Annotated in this window: 22 protein-coding genes; 4 read left to right on the top strand and 18 right to left on the bottom strand. The window is 44.9% G+C overall.

Features of this window, described 5'->3' with window-relative positions:
* Window positions 1-10 precede the first annotated feature (10 nt).
* The 6 genes from AC3CIC_RS07045 to hinT are packed head-to-tail and all read right to left on the bottom strand — an operon-like array spanning window position 11 to window position 4,538.
* On the bottom strand, window positions 11-865 hold the full coding sequence (locus tag AC3CIC_RS07045; RefSeq protein ID WP_488515734.1) for a DUF6279 family lipoprotein: 855 nt from the start codon (window positions 863-865) through the stop codon (window positions 11-13).
* 21 nt (window positions 866-886) lie between these two features.
* Window positions 887-1,729: a phosphotransferase gene (locus AC3CIC_RS07040; RefSeq protein WP_371733527.1), complete on the bottom strand. Its 843-nt coding sequence runs from the start codon at window positions 1,727-1,729 to the stop codon at window positions 887-889.
* Between the two features lie 3 nt (window positions 1,730-1,732).
* Entirely contained in the window at window positions 1,733-2,323 is a 591-nt protein-coding gene (lpoB, locus tag AC3CIC_RS07035; protein ID WP_016962377.1) for a penicillin-binding protein activator LpoB, read from the bottom strand.
* 33 nt (window positions 2,324-2,356) lie between these two features.
* A complete protein-coding gene (locus tag AC3CIC_RS07030) occupies window positions 2,357-2,743 on the bottom strand; it encodes a YcfL family putative periplasmic lipoprotein (RefSeq protein WP_016962378.1) in 387 nt (128 codons plus the stop codon).
* Complete coding sequence (locus AC3CIC_RS07025) at window positions 2,743-4,188, bottom strand: COG3014 family protein (RefSeq protein ID WP_488515733.1); 1,446 nt, start codon at window positions 4,186-4,188, stop codon at window positions 2,743-2,745. The genes AC3CIC_RS07030 and AC3CIC_RS07025 overlap by 1 nt, the downstream gene beginning before the upstream one ends.
* Entirely contained in the window at window positions 4,188-4,538 is a 351-nt protein-coding gene (hinT, locus tag AC3CIC_RS07020) for a purine nucleoside phosphoramidase (protein ID WP_016962380.1), read from the bottom strand. The genes AC3CIC_RS07025 and hinT overlap by 1 nt, the downstream gene beginning before the upstream one ends.
* Before the next feature lie 440 nt (window positions 4,539-4,978).
* Here hinT and AC3CIC_RS07015 point away from each other — a divergent pair, with 440 nt between their 5' ends.
* From AC3CIC_RS07015 to AC3CIC_RS07005, 3 genes are all read left to right on the top strand, one after another.
* On the top strand, window positions 4,979-6,982 hold the full coding sequence (locus AC3CIC_RS07015) for a methyl-accepting chemotaxis protein (RefSeq protein ID WP_488515732.1): 2,004 nt from the start codon (window positions 4,979-4,981) through the stop codon (window positions 6,980-6,982).
* A gap of 562 nt (window positions 6,983-7,544) precedes the next feature.
* Complete coding sequence (locus tag AC3CIC_RS07010) at window positions 7,545-8,420, top strand: glycoside hydrolase family 17 protein (RefSeq protein WP_488515731.1); 876 nt, start codon at window positions 7,545-7,547, stop codon at window positions 8,418-8,420.
* Window positions 8,421-8,486: 66 nt separating this feature from the next.
* Window positions 8,487-9,392: a glycoside hydrolase family 17 protein gene (locus AC3CIC_RS07005; RefSeq protein ID WP_016962384.1), complete on the top strand. Its 906-nt coding sequence runs from the start codon at window positions 8,487-8,489 to the stop codon at window positions 9,390-9,392.
* A 139-nt stretch (window positions 9,393-9,531) separates the two neighbouring features.
* Here the strand turns inward: AC3CIC_RS07005 and AC3CIC_RS07000 are convergent, their stop codons facing one another.
* The 10 genes from AC3CIC_RS07000 to AC3CIC_RS06955 all read right to left on the bottom strand — a co-directional run bounded on the left by AC3CIC_RS07000 (window position 9,532) and on the right by AC3CIC_RS06955 (window position 16,249).
* Window positions 9,532-9,834 (bottom strand): YkgJ family cysteine cluster protein, encoded by a 303-nt coding sequence (locus AC3CIC_RS07000; RefSeq protein ID WP_083248057.1) that lies wholly within the window; start codon window positions 9,832-9,834, stop codon window positions 9,532-9,534.
* 114 nt (window positions 9,835-9,948) lie between these two features.
* Entirely contained in the window at window positions 9,949-10,701 is a 753-nt protein-coding gene (locus AC3CIC_RS06995; protein ID WP_488515730.1) for a DNA alkylation repair protein, read from the bottom strand.
* 386 nt (window positions 10,702-11,087) lie between these two features.
* Window positions 11,088-12,655, bottom strand: a protein-coding gene (locus tag AC3CIC_RS06990) for an IS3 family transposase (RefSeq protein WP_488514672.1) whose coding sequence is annotated in 2 segments (ribosomal slippage) — window positions 11,088-12,202 and window positions 12,202-12,655 — 1,569 coding nt in all. Because the reading frame shifts where the segments join, the coding sequence is not laid out codon by codon here.
* Between the two features lie 193 nt (window positions 12,656-12,848).
* Window positions 12,849-13,040: a nucleotidyltransferase family protein gene (locus AC3CIC_RS06985; protein ID WP_488515886.1), complete on the bottom strand. Its 192-nt coding sequence runs from the start codon at window positions 13,038-13,040 to the stop codon at window positions 12,849-12,851.
* 174 nt (window positions 13,041-13,214) lie between these two features.
* Window positions 13,215-13,829, bottom strand: coding sequence for a hypothetical protein (locus AC3CIC_RS06980; RefSeq protein ID WP_488515729.1), 615 nt, complete (start codon window positions 13,827-13,829; stop codon window positions 13,215-13,217).
* Complete coding sequence (locus tag AC3CIC_RS06975; RefSeq protein ID WP_488515728.1) at window positions 13,798-14,247, bottom strand: hypothetical protein; 450 nt, start codon at window positions 14,245-14,247, stop codon at window positions 13,798-13,800. The genes AC3CIC_RS06980 and AC3CIC_RS06975 overlap by 32 nt, the downstream gene beginning before the upstream one ends.
* A gap of 133 nt (window positions 14,248-14,380) precedes the next feature.
* Window positions 14,381-14,578: a hypothetical protein gene (locus AC3CIC_RS06970; RefSeq protein ID WP_488515727.1), complete on the bottom strand. Its 198-nt coding sequence runs from the start codon at window positions 14,576-14,578 to the stop codon at window positions 14,381-14,383.
* A gap of 116 nt (window positions 14,579-14,694) precedes the next feature.
* Entirely contained in the window at window positions 14,695-15,012 is a 318-nt protein-coding gene (locus tag AC3CIC_RS06965) for a hypothetical protein (protein WP_488515726.1), read from the bottom strand.
* A 130-nt stretch (window positions 15,013-15,142) separates the two neighbouring features.
* On the bottom strand, window positions 15,143-15,523 hold the full coding sequence (locus AC3CIC_RS06960) for an MmcQ/YjbR family DNA-binding protein (RefSeq protein ID WP_488515725.1): 381 nt from the start codon (window positions 15,521-15,523) through the stop codon (window positions 15,143-15,145).
* Window positions 15,524-15,874: 351 nt separating this feature from the next.
* Entirely contained in the window at window positions 15,875-16,249 is a 375-nt protein-coding gene (locus AC3CIC_RS06955; protein ID WP_488515724.1) for a VOC family protein, read from the bottom strand.
* Window positions 16,250-16,700: 451 nt separating this feature from the next.
* Here AC3CIC_RS06955 and AC3CIC_RS06950 point away from each other — a divergent pair, with 451 nt between their 5' ends.
* Window positions 16,701-16,925: a transposase gene (locus AC3CIC_RS06950; RefSeq protein WP_488515723.1), complete on the top strand. Its 225-nt coding sequence runs from the start codon at window positions 16,701-16,703 to the stop codon at window positions 16,923-16,925.
* A 299-nt stretch (window positions 16,926-17,224) separates the two neighbouring features.
* Here AC3CIC_RS06950 and AC3CIC_RS06945 read toward each other — a convergent pair whose 3' ends face one another.
* Both AC3CIC_RS06945 and AC3CIC_RS06940 read right to left on the bottom strand, forming a co-directional pair.
* Entirely contained in the window at window positions 17,225-17,755 is a 531-nt protein-coding gene (locus tag AC3CIC_RS06945; protein ID WP_488515722.1) for a GNAT family N-acetyltransferase, read from the bottom strand.
* Entirely contained in the window at window positions 17,752-18,021 is a 270-nt protein-coding gene (locus tag AC3CIC_RS06940; RefSeq protein ID WP_016962483.1) for a type II toxin-antitoxin system TacA family antitoxin, read from the bottom strand. The genes AC3CIC_RS06945 and AC3CIC_RS06940 overlap by 4 nt, the downstream gene beginning before the upstream one ends.
* Window positions 18,022-18,061 lie beyond the last annotated feature (40 nt).

The raw sequence follows: 18,061 nt of genomic DNA, 5'->3' as shown, positions 1-18,061 counted from the left end.
CATGCATTGGTTAAGGTTTCGTCACGCTGGCGATATCATCACTGAGCGAAGTCAATTTTGCCCTTAACGCCTTCCGCTGCTTATCGGTGAGATTACGATCGATTCGCTGAAGCAATTCATAACGTCGCCCTATATAGATAGCCATATCATTCTGATATTCATCACTCTGAAAATGTATCAGCCGAGTGAAATAGGCATTGAGCCGCTGCGCTAGATCTGGTGCTTTTCGGTTGGTGATAATATTGGCGAATTCCGCCACCAGCTCGTCACGAATGTCATAAAACACCGGACGCATTTCTATCTGATAGGTTGCCATTTCAAGCAACTGAAGCTGCTGCTTTTTGTTGACCGTATCAACCCAAAATTCCACACGCTCCACTAAGCGATTTTGTCGCCGCTCTCGTTGTTCTCCCAACGTTCCCTTCTTCGCTTCTTCTACACCTTCGTCAATTTTGTCATTCATTGTGCTCAGCCACTGAGCGGCCTGCTCATCACTCAATGAACGAATAAGATTAACGAGCGCAGGCGTTAAGCCTTCTACTGATGCATTGACCCTTTCATTCGCGCGCTGATGGTATGCGCCTATCTGCGAATAAGACAGCGGCTTGACCGTGTCGCGCCTCAGTTGATTCAGTAATGCTTGAATTTGTGGCAATTCAGTCTGACGGTGCCATTCATGGAAAGCGTCCAGATCTTGATCGAGCTGTTTTTGCTGAGAAGATGTCATGTCCACATAGTCAGACAGATAGTAGTCAATCCAAAACGGCAGCGTGTTGTAGGCAAACTGATTGGTACAGGCAGCAAGAGAAAACGCAGCAAGAGCAGCGAAAAACAGATTTCGGATTGGATGATGTCGTCGTTTCATCTGTACCTCTTTGGTGCGCGTTTACTGTAATAGACTGTCTTTCAATACAGAGGTAAAACGCAACGCTCGGTCTTGATAAAGGGGCTGTCCATATAATTGGTAGCCCAGTGAAAACCACAGTACGCCTAGATAATATGCCACAGGTAGCCAGCGGGCACAGGTTTCCTGCCATAGCGCCACGTTATCCATACGTCGTATTCGACAATAATGATTCACCAAGGTTTCAAGTTCGATATCATTGGCCAGCGAAGTCATCACCAAATCTAGAGCAGGATCGCCTAATGCTGCGTATTCCCAATCAATAATTTTTAGTTCACCTGCTGGGCATTTAATCAGATTGTAATAGCCCAAATCGTAATGACAGGTAGTCAGCGCAAGTTCACTTTTGAATGCATGATGCTGAAAGTGACAATGAATAGCCTTGATGTCGTCTGACATCAACGTGGGGGAAAGATGACTGAAGTAGTGGAGACCTTTCTCAAAGGGGTCGAATCGATTGGCTAGCAGCGGGAGATCGTGGACCTTTGCCTGCAATATTGCTATTGAATCCAGCGCAATGCCATCAAGCACCTCACCTTGTACCCAAGCATTAAGCAAACCATCCGAATACAGCGCGATGGGCGATGCGGCAAGCCCACTTTCGGACGCAATCAGCAAAGCGTCATGCTCATGCTGACGGCTCAAACCAAACACCTTGGTGGCTTCGCTTTTTGGCCGCCAAACAAACTGCCGACCATCTGACGCAGAAAGTTTCATACAACGGTTACTCAGCCCACCATCAAGCAATTGGGCGTCGTGAATAATAAAATCAGGCCGCAGTCTTTGAATAACTGCGGCCTTTTCTTGTTCAGCGTAAAGCGACAAGGACTACCATCCAATCAAAGACTTTGACTGTTTTTTACGGATTTCTGTCTCGTCAGCCCATTCGATCAAGCCAGACTCAAGATCCATCAAACGCATGGTCATCTTGTAATAAACATCTTGGTCGCTACCCGCGCTCTTATTGATGCTGGATAGATTGCCGTACAGCATGTATTGCGCGCCGACCATTTTACCAAACTGAATCGCCGTACCTGGGTTTACCAGAGCATCGTTATTCTGGAAATCAAGCTGGTCACGAACCGCTTCAACACGTGTCATATCAACAAAACGGAACTTGCCCGACTTCAACATACGCGTGCTGATAGAATCAGTGATGGATTCCGTGTCGATGTGCTCGGCCGTTTTGTTCTTAATAGATTCGACAAACACAATCGGTCGGCTATCACGCGTAATCGCTGCAACCGCACCAGAAGTCAGCATGCTGTCTGTCATTTCTACGGCGATTTTTTGCAGATCTGTCGAACCAAACTCAATGGTGGTTGTTTCCACTTCTTGAGCATCACCGTAGCTCACCTTTTGTGAACACCCACCCATGATGAGTGCAACACCCATCAGCGCAATCACGCTTTTATTCATTCTACTTACCTGTCAATTTGATTAATGGACGTTTCACTGCACGTTACGCAATGACACGCGAAAATTCTTCGCATCAGGGTTCAATGCCACACCTTGAAGTGTGATCGAATCACCACCGTAAATGGTGAACTGTCGCCACGGCGATTTACCGCTGTCGACTTCCAAGCCTTGTGCGTCATACCAGTTAAAACGGTATTGAAGATTCTGAGCATCACCGCTTTTGTTGGTCACCTTTACCTGTGCCAATAAGCGCTCGTTCACTTCGCTGGTTTTAGCATTGCCAAATTCCAGTGATTTACCCAGCACAGCGTTACCCAAAACCACATTCTGGTTACTGCTATCTATGCTGATTCCGGATGTATTAGCTGCACACCCTGACAATACTAACGCCGCTGATAGCAACATCACCGCATATCGCATCATATTCCTCCTAAAATCCCTTGCCAATGAACCACTTTCCCACCCTGTCGGGACAGCCATACCAAGGTTGTTTTACCCGGTTGAAGCGAGACTTCGATAGATTGACCATCAACCGTCAAAGCATGTTTGCCGGCCGAATACATGCCACTGTATACACCCGCACTTTCAGGCAACGTTTGCCAACTGCGCGTATCCGGTTGCTCACTCAACACATTAAAAATGTTAGCGACCAAATTGCCAACACCACTTTCGTCCTTTTCAGACAGAGACTTGCGCATTTCGTTTTTCGCCACAACCCGCAAAATCTGTCGAACACTCATTGCAGGCATCGCTTCATTCAAGGCTTGTTGAGCCATGGCATTTACATTGACCACCGCCTCTGGCATCACATCTGATTCATCAATGTGAAATGACTTCTGAGGCCTAGCACTAAAAGAAGTGTAATACGGAAGTGCCAAGCTGTAGGTTTCTAGGTTGCCATTTCGGTCTGAAAACCAGATAGGTAAACGCCAATCCTGACGAGCATTAACAATCCCTTGCTCATTAATCACCACGAGTTGAGATTGGCTATTCAAAGGCCGTTGGTATTTCCCATAACGTTGTTCGAGCAGTTTAAGGTCGTTTTTACGCCCCTGCTTGAACGCAACACGCATAGCGGCACTGGCGACAAATTGATTGTCAGGTGCAACTGCCAACGCTCGGCTGAAATCAATGAACGCGCCGTTAAGGTTCCCTTCCGCTTCATACAACAATGCTGACAGATAAAAAAGATACCCATTTTGCACTGCACCAAGCATTGAGCCAGCATCAGGATAGCGAGATAACACTGCGCCAACATTATCAGAAATGCCGTTTTTCTGGGCCGAAGCCGTCGCATTCTTCAATTCTGACTCTCGAAGTTTACGCGCGTCTTCTTGAACCTGATTAGCACGACGAGCTTCCACCAACGCTGCCGTTAAATCACCTTGCTGCACATAGCCCAGCATCATATACAGATGCAAGAACCCCAGCTCGTAATCCGGCGGTGAATACGTCAACATATTGTCGTTGGTCAGCAGTGACCCCGCTTGATTAAACCCTTCAGAAATTTGAATCATCGCTTGCTGTTGTTGCTCTCTCGCCGCGAGATCTGCTTGGTCAAATCCACCTTTACTAGCAGCACTATCCCCTGCGAGCAAGGCCAATCGACCGCGCTCCATACCATCCAACAGTTCACCATCGACGGACTCTGGCAGGGTTTCCAACGCTTGCGCATATTCCCCTTGAGAAGCCAATAGATGAGTTTGCTTTAAGCCGGCAGAGTAATGACTGAACAAGCCTTGGACTGACAAATTGGCACAGCCAATTAGCCCAACACTTAGTAGGCCAACCAAAATATGTTTTTTATTCAATGCGCTAAGAGCCCTGCGCAATACAACAGGGGCTTGCAAAATTCGATGATTCATTAGCCGAGAAGCAACGGGCCTAATGGACGACCGCCTAGTAGGTGCATATGAATATGATACACCTCCTGACCACCGTGATTATTACAGTTCATGATGAGGCGATAGCCATTTTCAGCAATGCCTTCTTCTTCTGCTAGCTTGCGAGCCACGGTAAACATACGACCCATTGCCGCTTCGTCATCCGCTTCGATATCGTTCACGGTTGGGATCAGTTTGTTTGGGATAATAAGCATATGGCTTGGCGCGCGGGGATTGATGTCACGGAAGGCCGTAACGAGATCGTCCTGATAAACGATGTCTGCTGGGATTTCCCTACGGATAATTTTACTGAATATTGTTTCTTCAGCCACGGGCAGCTCCAAATGAATGATTTCATGAAGATGTCAGTATGCTAGAGACAAACACATTGAGCAATAATGAACAGTGTTTTTATCCAATTCAATCGAGGCGTCTGTCCCGATTTTTACTTTTCGTTACAAAACGGCGTGATTTGATGATGGGTAGCTAAATGCACCTATCAATCATCAGTCACTTATTAACCACTTTCTCAACAAATTTGCGTCGCACTTCAAAGACTCGAAATGCCGACACATTTTAATCATAAAGTTTTTGAAATACTTGCGGATGATAAGAATAGCGATGTGTTAGAAGTCATCAATCAACTTTTTTAGTAATGGAAGAAAGTATGGTTAGCGACCATCAATCACCTTCTGTTGTAACACTTTAGCGGCTCGCAATGTTGGGCAGCATTTCTGGGAGACATTAGCCTGTGGCTAGTGGGAGGAAACAAATGGCTAAAAAACGACAGAGTTCTGTCATTCGTCGAATGTATGCAGGTTTCGCGGTACTGGTCGTCAGCTTAATCGCAACCAATACATTGAACCTAAACAGTTCTCAAAATATTCACGAACAACTCGAGGTCGTCACTTCGAAAGCCTTGCCCTTAGTTTCAATGTCGAACGAAGCCAGCGTTAGCCTTCTCGCCGCAGACAAGGTTTTTAAAGACTACCTAACCAGTGGCAATAAAACCGATAGTCAGCAAGTGCTCGACAAATTTGAAGCCGCCAGACAAAAATTCGGTGTGGCACTTGGTAACCTGTATCAAGCAACCTCAAGCCAACAAGGATTGGGCGACCAACTCGAAACTCTACGTGAGATTGAAAAACGCTACTTTGCTGAAGCGTCTCTGGCTATGAGTAACTTTCAGCGCCAACAAGCGGCAAAAGAAAACGGTATAAAAGCGGCTCGACAATTCCAGCGAATGAACACAGCCCTTGCGCTTGGTATGCAAGACTTTGTCGCAAACAATGGTTCAACCACCCTAAAGATCATTTCAAAAACGTACTTCAAGAAACTACAAGAAACTGAAACTCATACCTCAGATGCGCTAGCAAGTAACAAGTTAAACGATGTCACCAAAGCCATTTCAGGCAACAAACGTAGTGTGAAACAGCTCAACTACTCGTTCAAATCCCTGACGTCTCAATTGCCAGATCTCAAGGAGAAATTCCAAAAAGACCTCGATGCATTTACTTATGACGTCAGCCGTGAAGGCGGCGTGTTGGATCAACATTATGCCTATTTGGTGGCAACCAATGAGCTTTACGACAACATCGGTAACTTAGCCCTTGAAGTTGATAATGCCATGTCCATTCTCGACCAATTTCGTGAACAAGCCGACGGCGTAATGCTCTCTTCTATCGAACAGGCCAACGCTTCGTTCCAAAACGGCGTACGACAAACCATCTTTATCGGTGTGTTGATTCTAGCTATTACCTTCTTTATCGGCTGGCATATTGCCCGAAGCGTTCGTAAACCACTGAGCAGCACGCTAGCCGTTCTAGAAGCCATCACTGAAGGCGACATGACCCAACGCATCGAAGTGAAAGAACACAATGAGTTTGGCCAACTAGCGGATCACATCAATACTTTGGCGGCGAACCTTCAAGGCATCTTGAAACAACTGAGGGATGCGGCAGAAGATCAAGCGCAAGTGGCGGCGGAGAACCAATCCACCACCCAAACAGCCAAGGCACAACTCAACGAGCAACGCCAACAAACTACGGCCGTTGCGGCAGCGATGACACAAATGGAACACTCCGTTCGAGATGTGGCAAGTAGCGCGCAACAAACCATGGACAAAGTGATGGAAGTGAGTGATGCCGCTGCGAAAGGTCGTGAAATCATGACGCGCAGTATCAGCACCACTCACCAGCTTTCAACTCGCTTAGATGACTCGGTGAACGTCGTTTCTTCTTTGCAAGAGATGACATCCAATATCGAAACCATCTTGGATGTCATCAGCAACATTGCTGACCAAACTAACTTGTTGGCCCTTAACGCCGCCATTGAAGCAGCGCGAGCCGGTGAGCAAGGGCGAGGCTTTGCCGTTGTTGCCGATGAAGTACGTGTGCTTGCTAAACGAACATCAGACTCCACGTCTGAAATCGAGGAGATGATTAGCAAGCTACAAACACAATCAAGTGAAGCCGTCGCCGTAATGCAGGAATGTGTCGATGAGATGAGCCACAGCGTGACACAGGCTTCAGATGCTAACTCTGCCATGGAAGAAATTGAATCTATCATCATGATGATCAGTGACATGAGTAGCCAGATTGCACAAGCTGCAACAGAGCAGCGCACGACGTCTGCAGATATCGCACGTAACGTGGAACACATCAGCTTCATTGCCGATAGCAGTTACAGCGCCATGCAAAACGTTGCGGGGGCCAGTGAGCGATTGGATAAACAAGCCGTTAGCCAGAATGAACTGGTGCATAAGTTTACGGTGTAGCATTTATAGCGGGCATGGAAACGTGCCCGTTCTTTTCGCATTAAATTCCCTTTCTCCCCTTTCATTGAAATAAATTGAACTGTCTGCCATTCATCTCAACAACTTCGTTCACACACTAAACAAATACAAGTCCAATATTCGCGTTAGCCAATCTCATCTTTGTATAGATACCTCATCATTTCGGTCAGTTAGCTGTGCATAGAAACCCGCTATTTTTGATGATTTTCTAAGCGCTTTTCTGCATAAAATTCACCGCTGCACCGCCACAATTAACTCTATGTTTTTCAAGCATTTTCACCAATACATATGCACCCAAACACTTACCAGCAAACGTTAACATCAATAAAACAACAAATGTGATCCATGTTTACCTTCGCAATATTGTTGGTTGTGTTATGTGCAGCTTGTGGCAAAAATCAAAAAGAAAGCGCTTTCTTTTGCTGTTCTAATGCAACACGTTGAATTGCTCATAAGATAAAATCTGCGCGTAAAGAAAACATAAGTCGCTGAAAAATAATGCGATATTAACAGTAGGATAGCGATATCCAGAGGGAGTCAGACAGTGTCCAGCAGAATCAGCCACCTTTCGTATCACAACAGCGATGGGTTAATTGAGTTGAAAAAGAAAACGCGCCAGATCGTGGATAACAAAATTCATGGTATTTCCTTCAGTCCATACATCGATGGACAAGGTCCGGGTTCTGAGATCAGCGAAGCGCAGATCCACGAAAGATTGAAAATTATTGTTCCCCATGTGAATTGGGTGCGTTCATTTTCCTGCACGGAAGGACACGAGAACATTCCCAAGATCGCCAAAGAATATGGTCTAAAAACCATGGTCGGCGTATGGATTGATCACGACAAAGAAAAGAACGAAATTGAATTTATTAACGCGATTGAAGTAGCGAAAGCGGGTCATGTTGATGTTTTAGCCATCGGCAATGAAGTGTTGTTGCGCGGTGACCTGTCAGAAGACGATTTGATTGATTACATCAACCGTGCAAAAGAAGCACTGCCCAATGTAGAAGTGGGATATGTCGACGCCTACTTCCTGTTTGAAAACCACCCCCGCGTGACTGACGCTTGTCAGGTGGTCATGACCAATTGCTACCCTTTCTGGGAAGGCTGTCCGGCAGACTTTGCTGTGCCTTACATGAAAGAGATGTACCACCGCGCAATGAAAGTTGGAAATGGCAAACGCGTCATTGTCTCTGAGACAGGTTGGCCAAATCAAGGTGTAGCTGAACGTGGCGCCATTCCATCCGAAATGAATGCAATGAAATACTTTATCGACACCTTTGCTTGGGCAGAGGAAGAAAACATCGAAGTCTTCTATTTCTCATCTTTTGACGAAGCATGGAAAGTTGAAGACGAAGGTGCAGTCGGTGCCTATTGGGGGCTTTGGGACAAAGACGGCAATTTTAAGTACAACGCTTAATCAATGCATTCTCCGAATCGTCTTGTTCTATCTAACTATAAGTAATAAGAGAAAAGGTAAAATGCTATGGAATACAGAAACGCTATTTGTTATTCAGGATATCGTGAAGGGCAAAACCCGCGCGAAGGGATTTACCCGTCGTATAACCAAGTGAAGGAAGACTTGTTAATTCTCTCAAAGAACTGGTCTGCCCTACGCCTTTATGACTGCAGCACACATGCGCGCTTAGTCTTAGATGTTATTCAAAACGAAGGTCTGGATTTTAAAGTCATGCTGGGCGCAGATGTCGCCGCAGAGATGAATAATCCAGGTTGCCCTTGGGGAGCGCAATTCAGCGAAGAAGAATTGCAAGCAAACCGCGAAGCCAACGAACAAGAGATTGAACGACTGATCGATCTTGCTAACGCTTACCCAGATACCGTTGGCTACGTGTCTGTCGGCAATGAGGCGAGCGTCGAGTGGACAGACCATTTGATTTCAGTAGAGAAGCTGGTTGAACACGTAAAGCGTGTGAAAGCTGAAATTTCACAGCCTGTCACTTTCTGCGAAAACTATGTTCCTTGGACATACAAACTGGATGAGCTAGTTGCAGAGTTGGATTTTATCTCCCTGCACACTTATCCGGTTTGGGAATACAAAACCATCGATGATGCGCTGGGATACACAAAGGATAACTACTTTGCTGTTGCAAACCGCTACCCTGACAAGCCAGTGATCATCACAGAAGCAGGTTGGGCGACTGCCTCTAATGGCCGTGGTATAGAGGCATGGAATGCATCTGAGGAAATTCAAGCCGCTTACTATGAGCAATTATTGGATTGGACACGAAGCGAAAAGATCCTGACTTTCGTGTTTGAAGCTTTCGATGAACCATGGAAAGGCGATGCACACCCTGAAGAGCCTGAAAAGCATTGGGGTTTGTTCAAAGAAGACCGCACGCCTAAGTTGGTCATGCAAGGGCTGTTTGGCTAAATACACGGCTTACAGCTGCAACTAAGCGACATATTAAAATGGGCAGATTATTCTGCCCATTATTTTTGCGCCTATTTGTTGCGACTATCAATGCGTGTAATTCGGCCTGGCTTTTAAACCTGCGCAAAGGACATCGACACTATAGAGAATCCAGTTCTGCTCTTTCGTCTCTGCATTCCCAAGAACCCATTTCAAACTCTCGACAAATCCACGGGCGATTTTCATAAATCGTGCACATATATGTCTCGCGGTCTAATGCTGAACACCAGCCATCATCCAAGCGCAACATCGTTTCACCCCCCCATTTATCGAAAGCAATATGCTCTTCAGGAACGCCCGTGTCAGTGATGATCATGACCTCCAAGCGACAGCAACAAGCTCGACAGTTTGAACAGGAAACTTCGGGGGGATTAACGTTCTTAATTGGTATAGTCGTGGACATGGACATGGACATCTTCGTACAACTCAATTACGGCATAATACTCCAAAATCGAGCCCATTTTTCGAAATTCGTGGTTCAGCAGCACTAGTAACAATAAGTGCATGAAAAAAATGATTATTTAGTCAGTGCAAGTAACCTCATTCTACTTTCAGCATCTAATTTCTCGATTGCATAGCGAATGGTTGGCCTTGTTATTTTGGCAAAATTGTTCTCGATATATGTGATGACATCATCTTTATGGTGCATAGATGTCACCTTAAGCAACCATCCAACGCTTTTTTGAACAAAAACATCGTCATCGCTAAGTAACAGATCACACTGCTGAAAGATAAGATCTTTATCTAAGCAGTAAACAGACTTACCCACCTTCCGCTTAACAAACTTCACCCAAGCCACATTACTTGCACGTCTACACCAAGATACGTTCGAATGCGCCCAACGCTGTGTTGTCACAATCAAATGCGGCCGAGCTAGCATGAACTGGTAAAGCGTTTTAATGCACAGATCATCGACGTGAGACCAGTTTGAGGCGTAGTTTTCTAGCCAAAATTCAAAACGTAATATCAGATCGTCGTCATAATTTTTCTTGACGAATTTGTTGATCAACCCAAAAGCCACTAACACGTCTTCACTGTACTCTGCGTTTTCTAACAAATACTCAGTAACACACAGTACTTCCGCCGCACTCAACGCCTTATGCTCAACGTGAAAATCATCAATAACACGCTTTATGTCTGATGCAGACGCCCCGATGCAATGAATTCCTTCGGGGAAATAGCGGCGACTTGATTCCGCTTTTTCAGGCGAACTTAAGCATTTGAGCGCACTCTTTAATTCTTCTACATATGACAGATACGGATTCTTCATTTCTTAAAGGCAAACCATCAAATTAATTCCTAGCAGTAGGCAACATTTTCAGGCTAACGAATGGTCAATACTCAGAGCCTTTCCGCCCATCTGCCATTGTTATCTCTGCTGCAATTCTCTTCCGTATCATATGCGATAAAGTTAGTGCCAACATTGATACCAGCACCAGTCAGACTCTTTTGAATCAGAGCATTAAAGCGTTGAAAATGGTTGCTCTGCTCAAAATCATTTAGGCTACTGTTTGTATCGAATACACAGACCACCTTCAGGCTTTTAGGGAAATTTGAGTAATCCACCAAATGCGTTAACCACTGAAACCCCGCCAATTCTTGAAGTGCGGTGTCACACACACGGTAGATTTCAAGGTAGTTGACCAGATTTTCTAATTAAGCGGCTCTTTTTTGACCGCCATGTTCGTTATTGTCTGTGCTTTTGGGGTTGAGTGTTACCGAACCAACGGGTGACCAGTCGCGAGTCTCCCTTGCCCAACGTTCAGGATGCTTGGCTTTCGCCTGCTGATACACGGCATGCCGCTTCGCCAGCACTGTTGTATCTAAGTTTCTGTGTCTTTCTGCTGGAGTGACGAACTTAATCGCACTGTGGTGATGCTCGTTGTTGTACCAGTTTACAAAATTCAGCATCCATTCACGTGCCTCTGCCAGCGTTTCGAAGCCATGCTCCGGATAGTTAGGCCGGTACTTGGCTGTACGGAACAATGACTCTGAATAGGCATTGTCATTACTAACGCCCGGACGATTGAAGGATGTTCGGATGCCCATTTCATCAAGCTTTGCACGCAAGGTGAGTGACCTCATTGGGGCCCCGTTGTCAGAATGTAAATAATGAGGCTTCACGAAGCAGCGTTCACTGAAGGTGGCTCGCTCAATCAGCTGAGAAGCAAGGGTTCCGCATTCGCAGTCATGGACTTCCCAACCCACAATTTTGCGACTGTAGATATCAATGACCATATAAAGATACCAGTACAGACCACGAACCTTCGCGGGCAGATAACTGATATCCCAAGTCCAGATCTCATTGGGCTTTGTCGCCACATGAGAAGCGGGCTCCGTCGTAGGCTGTGGCGGTTTCGCCCGTCCTCGATGGTGCAGTTGGTCGTTAGCTTTCAGCACACGATATATGCTTGACTCACTGGCCATATATTCTCCCTGATCGGCCAGTTTCGGCACGATTTGACTGGGCGGTAAATTGGCATAGTCAGCCTCATTGCAGACATTCAGAATATGTTGGCGCTCTTGCTCTGACAGCTTGTTTTTCGGCTCTGGTCTGATAGCCAGAGGACGAAGATCGGGCAACACATGACCCTGTGACGTACGCCAGCGGCGCAACGTTCGCTGTGGAACTTGCATGAGGTCTGCAGCCTTGTACTGAGGCGCGCCATTAGCAACCGCTTCATCAAAAAGCGCCAGCAATGTCTCGCGCATATCGAGAGGAGTCAGTCCTCCTCGCTGTCGCTCCCGTACAAGGCCTTGAGCTTTTTTGACAGCACCAATAGCGCCGCCGTTTCTGCCAGGGCTTTGTCTTTACGATGCAGCTCTGCTTCCAATTTTCGGATACGCTTTTTATCCGCTCTACGCTCTGTCTGCTCTGCTTTCTTAGATTGCTCTGCTTGACCCGCACCGCTGATACAAGCGAGTTTCCACGCTTTAACTTGTTCAGGGTACAAACCTTTCTGGCGACAATACTGGCTAAGCTCAGTTTCTGACAAACTGGCGGTTTCGATGACGGTGGCGAACTTGGCTTCAGCTGACCAATGTTCAGAATTTTTTTGATTACCTGGCACAGGTTTACCTTCGGAGCGGAGTTTATTACGCCAATTGTATAACGTTGCTTCGCTGATGTGATCCTCCGCAGCAACTTCTGGAATGGTTTTGTTATGCGGTGGCAGTAGCTTCTTCAAGATGGCAGCTTTTCTTTCTTCGGAATATCTCGGCATAGTGTCCTTCGTTAGCCCTCCATTGCTGGATTTTTGGGCGTTCTAAGATCTGGACAACTATCCTGACACCGGGGGCACATTGGTCAGCACTTCCCTAATCTGATTATCTAATTTTTTGTCGGTTTTACGCATATCTACATCATGACCTTACGCAATTGAAAGAGTTATACCTAAGCAACGTCAACCTGCTTGCTCAGCGAGAGGTTGTTTGGGTATAACACCTCATGATTTTATCTATTTCACCTACCCGGCACTCGTCATTCAGAGGGGTTGGAACAGCTTCTTGATGAAGATGATCCCAGACCAAATTGCGAACAAAACCCGCAGCCAGAAAGCAATGCGCAAGATTGCGATTGTGGACGCAATTGATAGCCTTAACCCTCAACGCATCTTCAGGTATTAGCTTGACTCTTTTCTTCGCAAACAAACGAAACTCACCCAAATGACAACGATATCAAACAGGACAACTTTAACACGAAAACAAGCAATCATCTGTGCGCTGAGAGTAACAAGATAACCTCAAAGTGCACCATTCAGCGTCGTTCATCTCGCTCAAAACTTAGTAACGCGATGCATCCGTTAATTGTGTTGTCATCCATTGTGAGTACAACGAAACGACAGTGTCTATATCCTTCGTGGTATAAAATCTTTTTTCAACATCATCTAATACACATTCCAATTCGTTTGCTCGACACAGATGTAGCGTCCAGAAGTAGGCGAATTTTCTCACATGAGGTTCAATGACATTTTCCACTGATAAATTAGATACCGTATATTCATTTTTCGATTCTTCAAACTTTATATCGGTGGCTTTCTCATAATAATCAAAACGATTTTTGAAATTCCCCTGATAGTAAAATTCAACCCTTTGACTGAGAGACATACCCCCGTCTATCGGTTGGTGAAAAACGCCATATCCATCAACATCACCATATAAATCAGACCCACTAGAATAGCCATGAAAGTATTGTTGCAACGAATCGAAATGAGGTCTCGTTTTGAGGCCATATTCTGATAAGACACTACCAATATCACCAACCCAACTAATTGAATCTGCGACAGAAATACCACTTAAATCATCAATACCTGTATCAATTGATGGATATGATAATGCGTTAATTAGTGCCCATACATGCGTGACATCAATAGCGTTGCCGTGGGATCCTGAAAACAATGTTCCCTTTCTTCAAGATGCTGATCACAGAAGGCGAAACCCCCTTATCAACTGATGCTGGTTCTATGTCAATGGAACCAATGAGTAGAAGGTCCCATAACTTACTGTTGTAATGTGTTTTTCTCAGCCGTGCAGCAGTTACTTTCCAATCGTCATCAGGATAAGCACTTTCAACCGCCTTAATGAGATCAATAACCTCTTCAAGTGATTTAGTTTCAGGAGCACTCATAAGGTGTGCTTTGCTATCGCTAGGCATCCCCCAAACTCTATCTATTGCGTTATGATTATGCGTGTTACTCCCTTTAACTTGACTCTGAATTTTCTCATCAGCATTAACACTTGTTACTACTAGATATATCAATGTAATGATGACTCGTCTTGTTAACACACGAACCGTGCTTCTATTTGTCATCACCATTATTTACTCCTTGAGTTTTTACGCTAATAGATTTAACGCATCTATGTACAAACAATGACTGTCACAATACTTCAATCATGGGTGTCATGCTGCCTACCGAAATCGTATTCAATGGCACACTTAAAACTTGACGTTACGTGCTACTTTTGTAAGCGAATATACCGCAAAATTGCACGCTGGAAGCAAATAGAATGCCACCGTACTTAACCTCTTCCGATACAGATGGAATCGTTTTGTTAATGCGTTTTCTAACAGACTCAACCGTAGCGTATTGGTCGCCGTCTTCAAGGCGAATATCATCCAATAGTGCTTGAACACTCTTTGTCGTCATGGTGCGGCCCACTCTAACGAAAATCCAACAGTAGACGATAACTTAAAGATAGCTAAAAGGCTGACACTCACGCTGGACCTAAGCATTGGTAACATGCCCTGAACGCTTTGACATACTCACTTTTCTAAAGACAGCACAACTTGCAGGACGACGGTTTCGGGTTGCTCTTCAAAAACTGTCCGAAGTGATTTGTTTACTTGCTCTTCAAGCGATGAAATGGTTTGGCTACCAACATCTGAAGCACTGACATTCACGGTGACTTGTTGAAGCACGTCATTGCGAATATTCCAACCGACCTGAGCCTTCCAGCCATAATTGCTTTGTATAAGACGCTCTAGCTGGGCCTGCTTTTGTGACATTTCTTGTACATGCTTCGCAAGATCGCATCCAGATAAAGCCAATATGAGCATTAGAACCATTGAAGTTTTCTTCATGTGAAATCCTTTTGAACACAACGTCGCTTTAGGGGCGAAAAATGCTAGCTCCATTCTGAAAAGCCACTTTAAACGCCAAAGGTTGAAATGAAAAATTGCGGGGGTGACACCGTTCATCTTGAAAACATGGTCATGAGCATGGTTGATTTGACTGACTTATACCTAACTCTTGCTGTTTACGCTTACTTAGACCGCTAGCAACAATCCGGTAAGATTCTGATAGGTAGTACTTCAAATCGTCGTCTAGCTCACCAGATATTTCTGTCTGCTGTATCCACTTCATGCCCCGGCTAGCAAAATAAGGCGCAGGTCGATACCCATCGTAATGACTCAGAAATTCGTAGTTCAAGTTTGATGTTTTAAAGGTGAACGCTGCTTGAGAGTTGCCACTCCAACCACCGACAGCGAATACTTTATCACCCACCTTCCATACATCCGAATTACCCCATTGAACAACATGACTCGTCCCTGCGAATGAGCCACAAAAATGGTTGAATTCATCATAGTTCATTCCAACTTCCCTCTATAAGCACATAACTTTGTTTTATCGCGACCTTAAAGACACCGTTAAGCATACTTTGATACTCATTGGTCCATGCCCGCCAGTTTAACCCGCTGGCTTAACTGGAAAGTGAACAACCAAGTTGCTGACACCTAGTCTGGCCCTGCCACATGAATGGCAGGCGACGGTGAGACCGCAGTAAGAGACCCTCTATATGTGTTTGCCGTAAGCAACGACTTAATGGCTCAAATAACAACGCAAAGTAGATGACTTTGTTGTTCGAAAGCAGTGACTGCTTACGCAGTCATAAAGACAGCTATGCCTCTTGACCGGAGAGGGGCTCATATGTGTTAGGTGTAATCACTCAGACTCCCAAGGTGAACAAATGTCAATTAGGCAACCATTTGGGTCTTTTACCAGAAAGCGGCGTTGCCCGTAAAATTCATTGCGAGGTTCTTGCAAAATAGGTAACCCCATAGTTAATGCATTCTGGTAAGTGGCATCAACATCCTTTACTACGAAAGTGACGTACATACCGGTTGGGGGTTTTTGATAATCTCTGGGTACAAGATCGTGATTCCTCTGAATAATTCCATATTCAATTTCCGAATCTTCTGGCGAGCAAAGTTGCACATACCAATCGCTGTCGTACTTCACATTGAAGCCAAGTAGCTCAACATAAAATTCTTTGCTTATTTGTAAATCGTCAGAGCATATATTTGTCAGTATTCTCATAACTATCCTTTGACAGCTAACGTTGTGATCTAGCGAATCCCCTCATAATTCCTTTTCTAAACAATGAGAAAGACGCGCATCGACCCTTTTGATCTAATGAATTTCGCCAAAACCACATTCCAATAAAAGGAATGAACAATGCGCGATATTCAAATTCTACAAGATACTCTACAAAATCAGTGTCCCACTATTCATAAAAAACGACTTCACTCTCTGATACTTGCGAGTCGACCGATTGCTTGGTAATGCCATAAAGAACTCTATCCCAATGCAAACAACAAACCCGCCTATCTGGCACTTGCCAACTTGCACGCCGCTCTCCACTGGCTTGTCATGCTCATCATGTTAAACAGGCACCGAAAGGACGGACAGCGCAACGTCATACCCGTACCAGCAAGAAGCATAGGCGTCTCGTCTGTTTGCCAAAAGCGCAAACGCGCCGTGGCTGCTGGTGACTAATATCCCCAATGACACGCTAAACGCGATTCAGATAACACGCTTATATGCAAAGAGAATGCAGATAGAGGAAGCGTTCCGCGACTTAAAAAGTCCCGCATATGGACTGACTCTACGGCACAACCGAACGCGTTGTATCAAGCGTCAACATCTTGTTATTGATTGCGCTGCTGACAGAGGTACTGATGTGGTGGAAAGGTCTCATTGCAACAAAAGCTAAATGACGATACGACTTTCAAGCTAATACCATCAAATCGGCGTGTTCTTTCTATTCCACGCTTGGGGTGAGAGGTGCGAAACCACCGACAATATTGCATCAATGAGCAGCAATACCAATGTTCTATGCACGAATATCAGGGTTGGAATAATTATGAGGGGATCTTTCAGCGCCTGCGTAACATGTTTACTACCATGTAAATCAAGCTGAATTTTACGGCCACAAACAGCGAAATAAAGACAAACCTACAATGCCGGATGTCGTTCATCGTGTTGATGCATTTGTTAGATTCACTCTTACGTCTAAGTGAATACCTGACCGACTGTTTTCATTGGAATGAACATTCTTACACGACCATTGATTTCACAAAGAACTTCGAAGCCATATTTTGCATAAAATGACTCAGCTTGTTCAGTTAGACAATCAACAACAATCGCATAAGCTCTCATGTGAGAGTTAATTTCCCACAGGTATTCGAGAGCTTTGATTAAACTAACCTTACCTAGCCCACTTCCATGAAACTCTTTATGAACTGCGAGTTGAGCTAAAAGGAAAACAGGAATTGGATAGCGTGGTAATTTTTTAGCTATCGCTTGTGGCAACGTATCACGGCCAATTGAACTTGGCGCAATACTATAAAACGAGCAAATTGGATATTTTTGATTTGGTAATTGCACTGATGCAGGTAAAACCATGGTTCGGCTAATACCTGCTTGCATATGTTTAGCTGCTTGAGTTTGGATAAAATCGTTTAGCTCTTTTTCGCCACAGTCAAATGATGCTCTATCGTGCTGTGATTTATCCAATTCCTTAAAATTCTTAGAATAACTCACTTAAACTCACCACTTTTAGTAAATGTGGCAGCCTCAATCAATGCGTTATTCGGAGCCTTAGCCTCGTCACAAGCAATCATGAATTGGTCAAATACGTTTGCTTCAACAGTGATGCCTTCATGTTCAGAAATCACCTGAGTTGCATCTTCGTCCATTAGACGAACAACATATTCAGTTAAGCTTTTTAAACCAAGTAAAGCTGATGCTTTCTCAGCCTTAGCTTTGATTTCTTCATCCAAACGGATATCAAGTCTTGCAGTAGCCATAAAACCTCCAATCGTACGGAGTAATTCCGTAACCAGACCG

This window comes from Enterovibrio sp. QJM3NY_24, from assembly GCF_057786035.1.
This window is presented reverse-complemented; position numbering and strand designations above follow the sequence as displayed.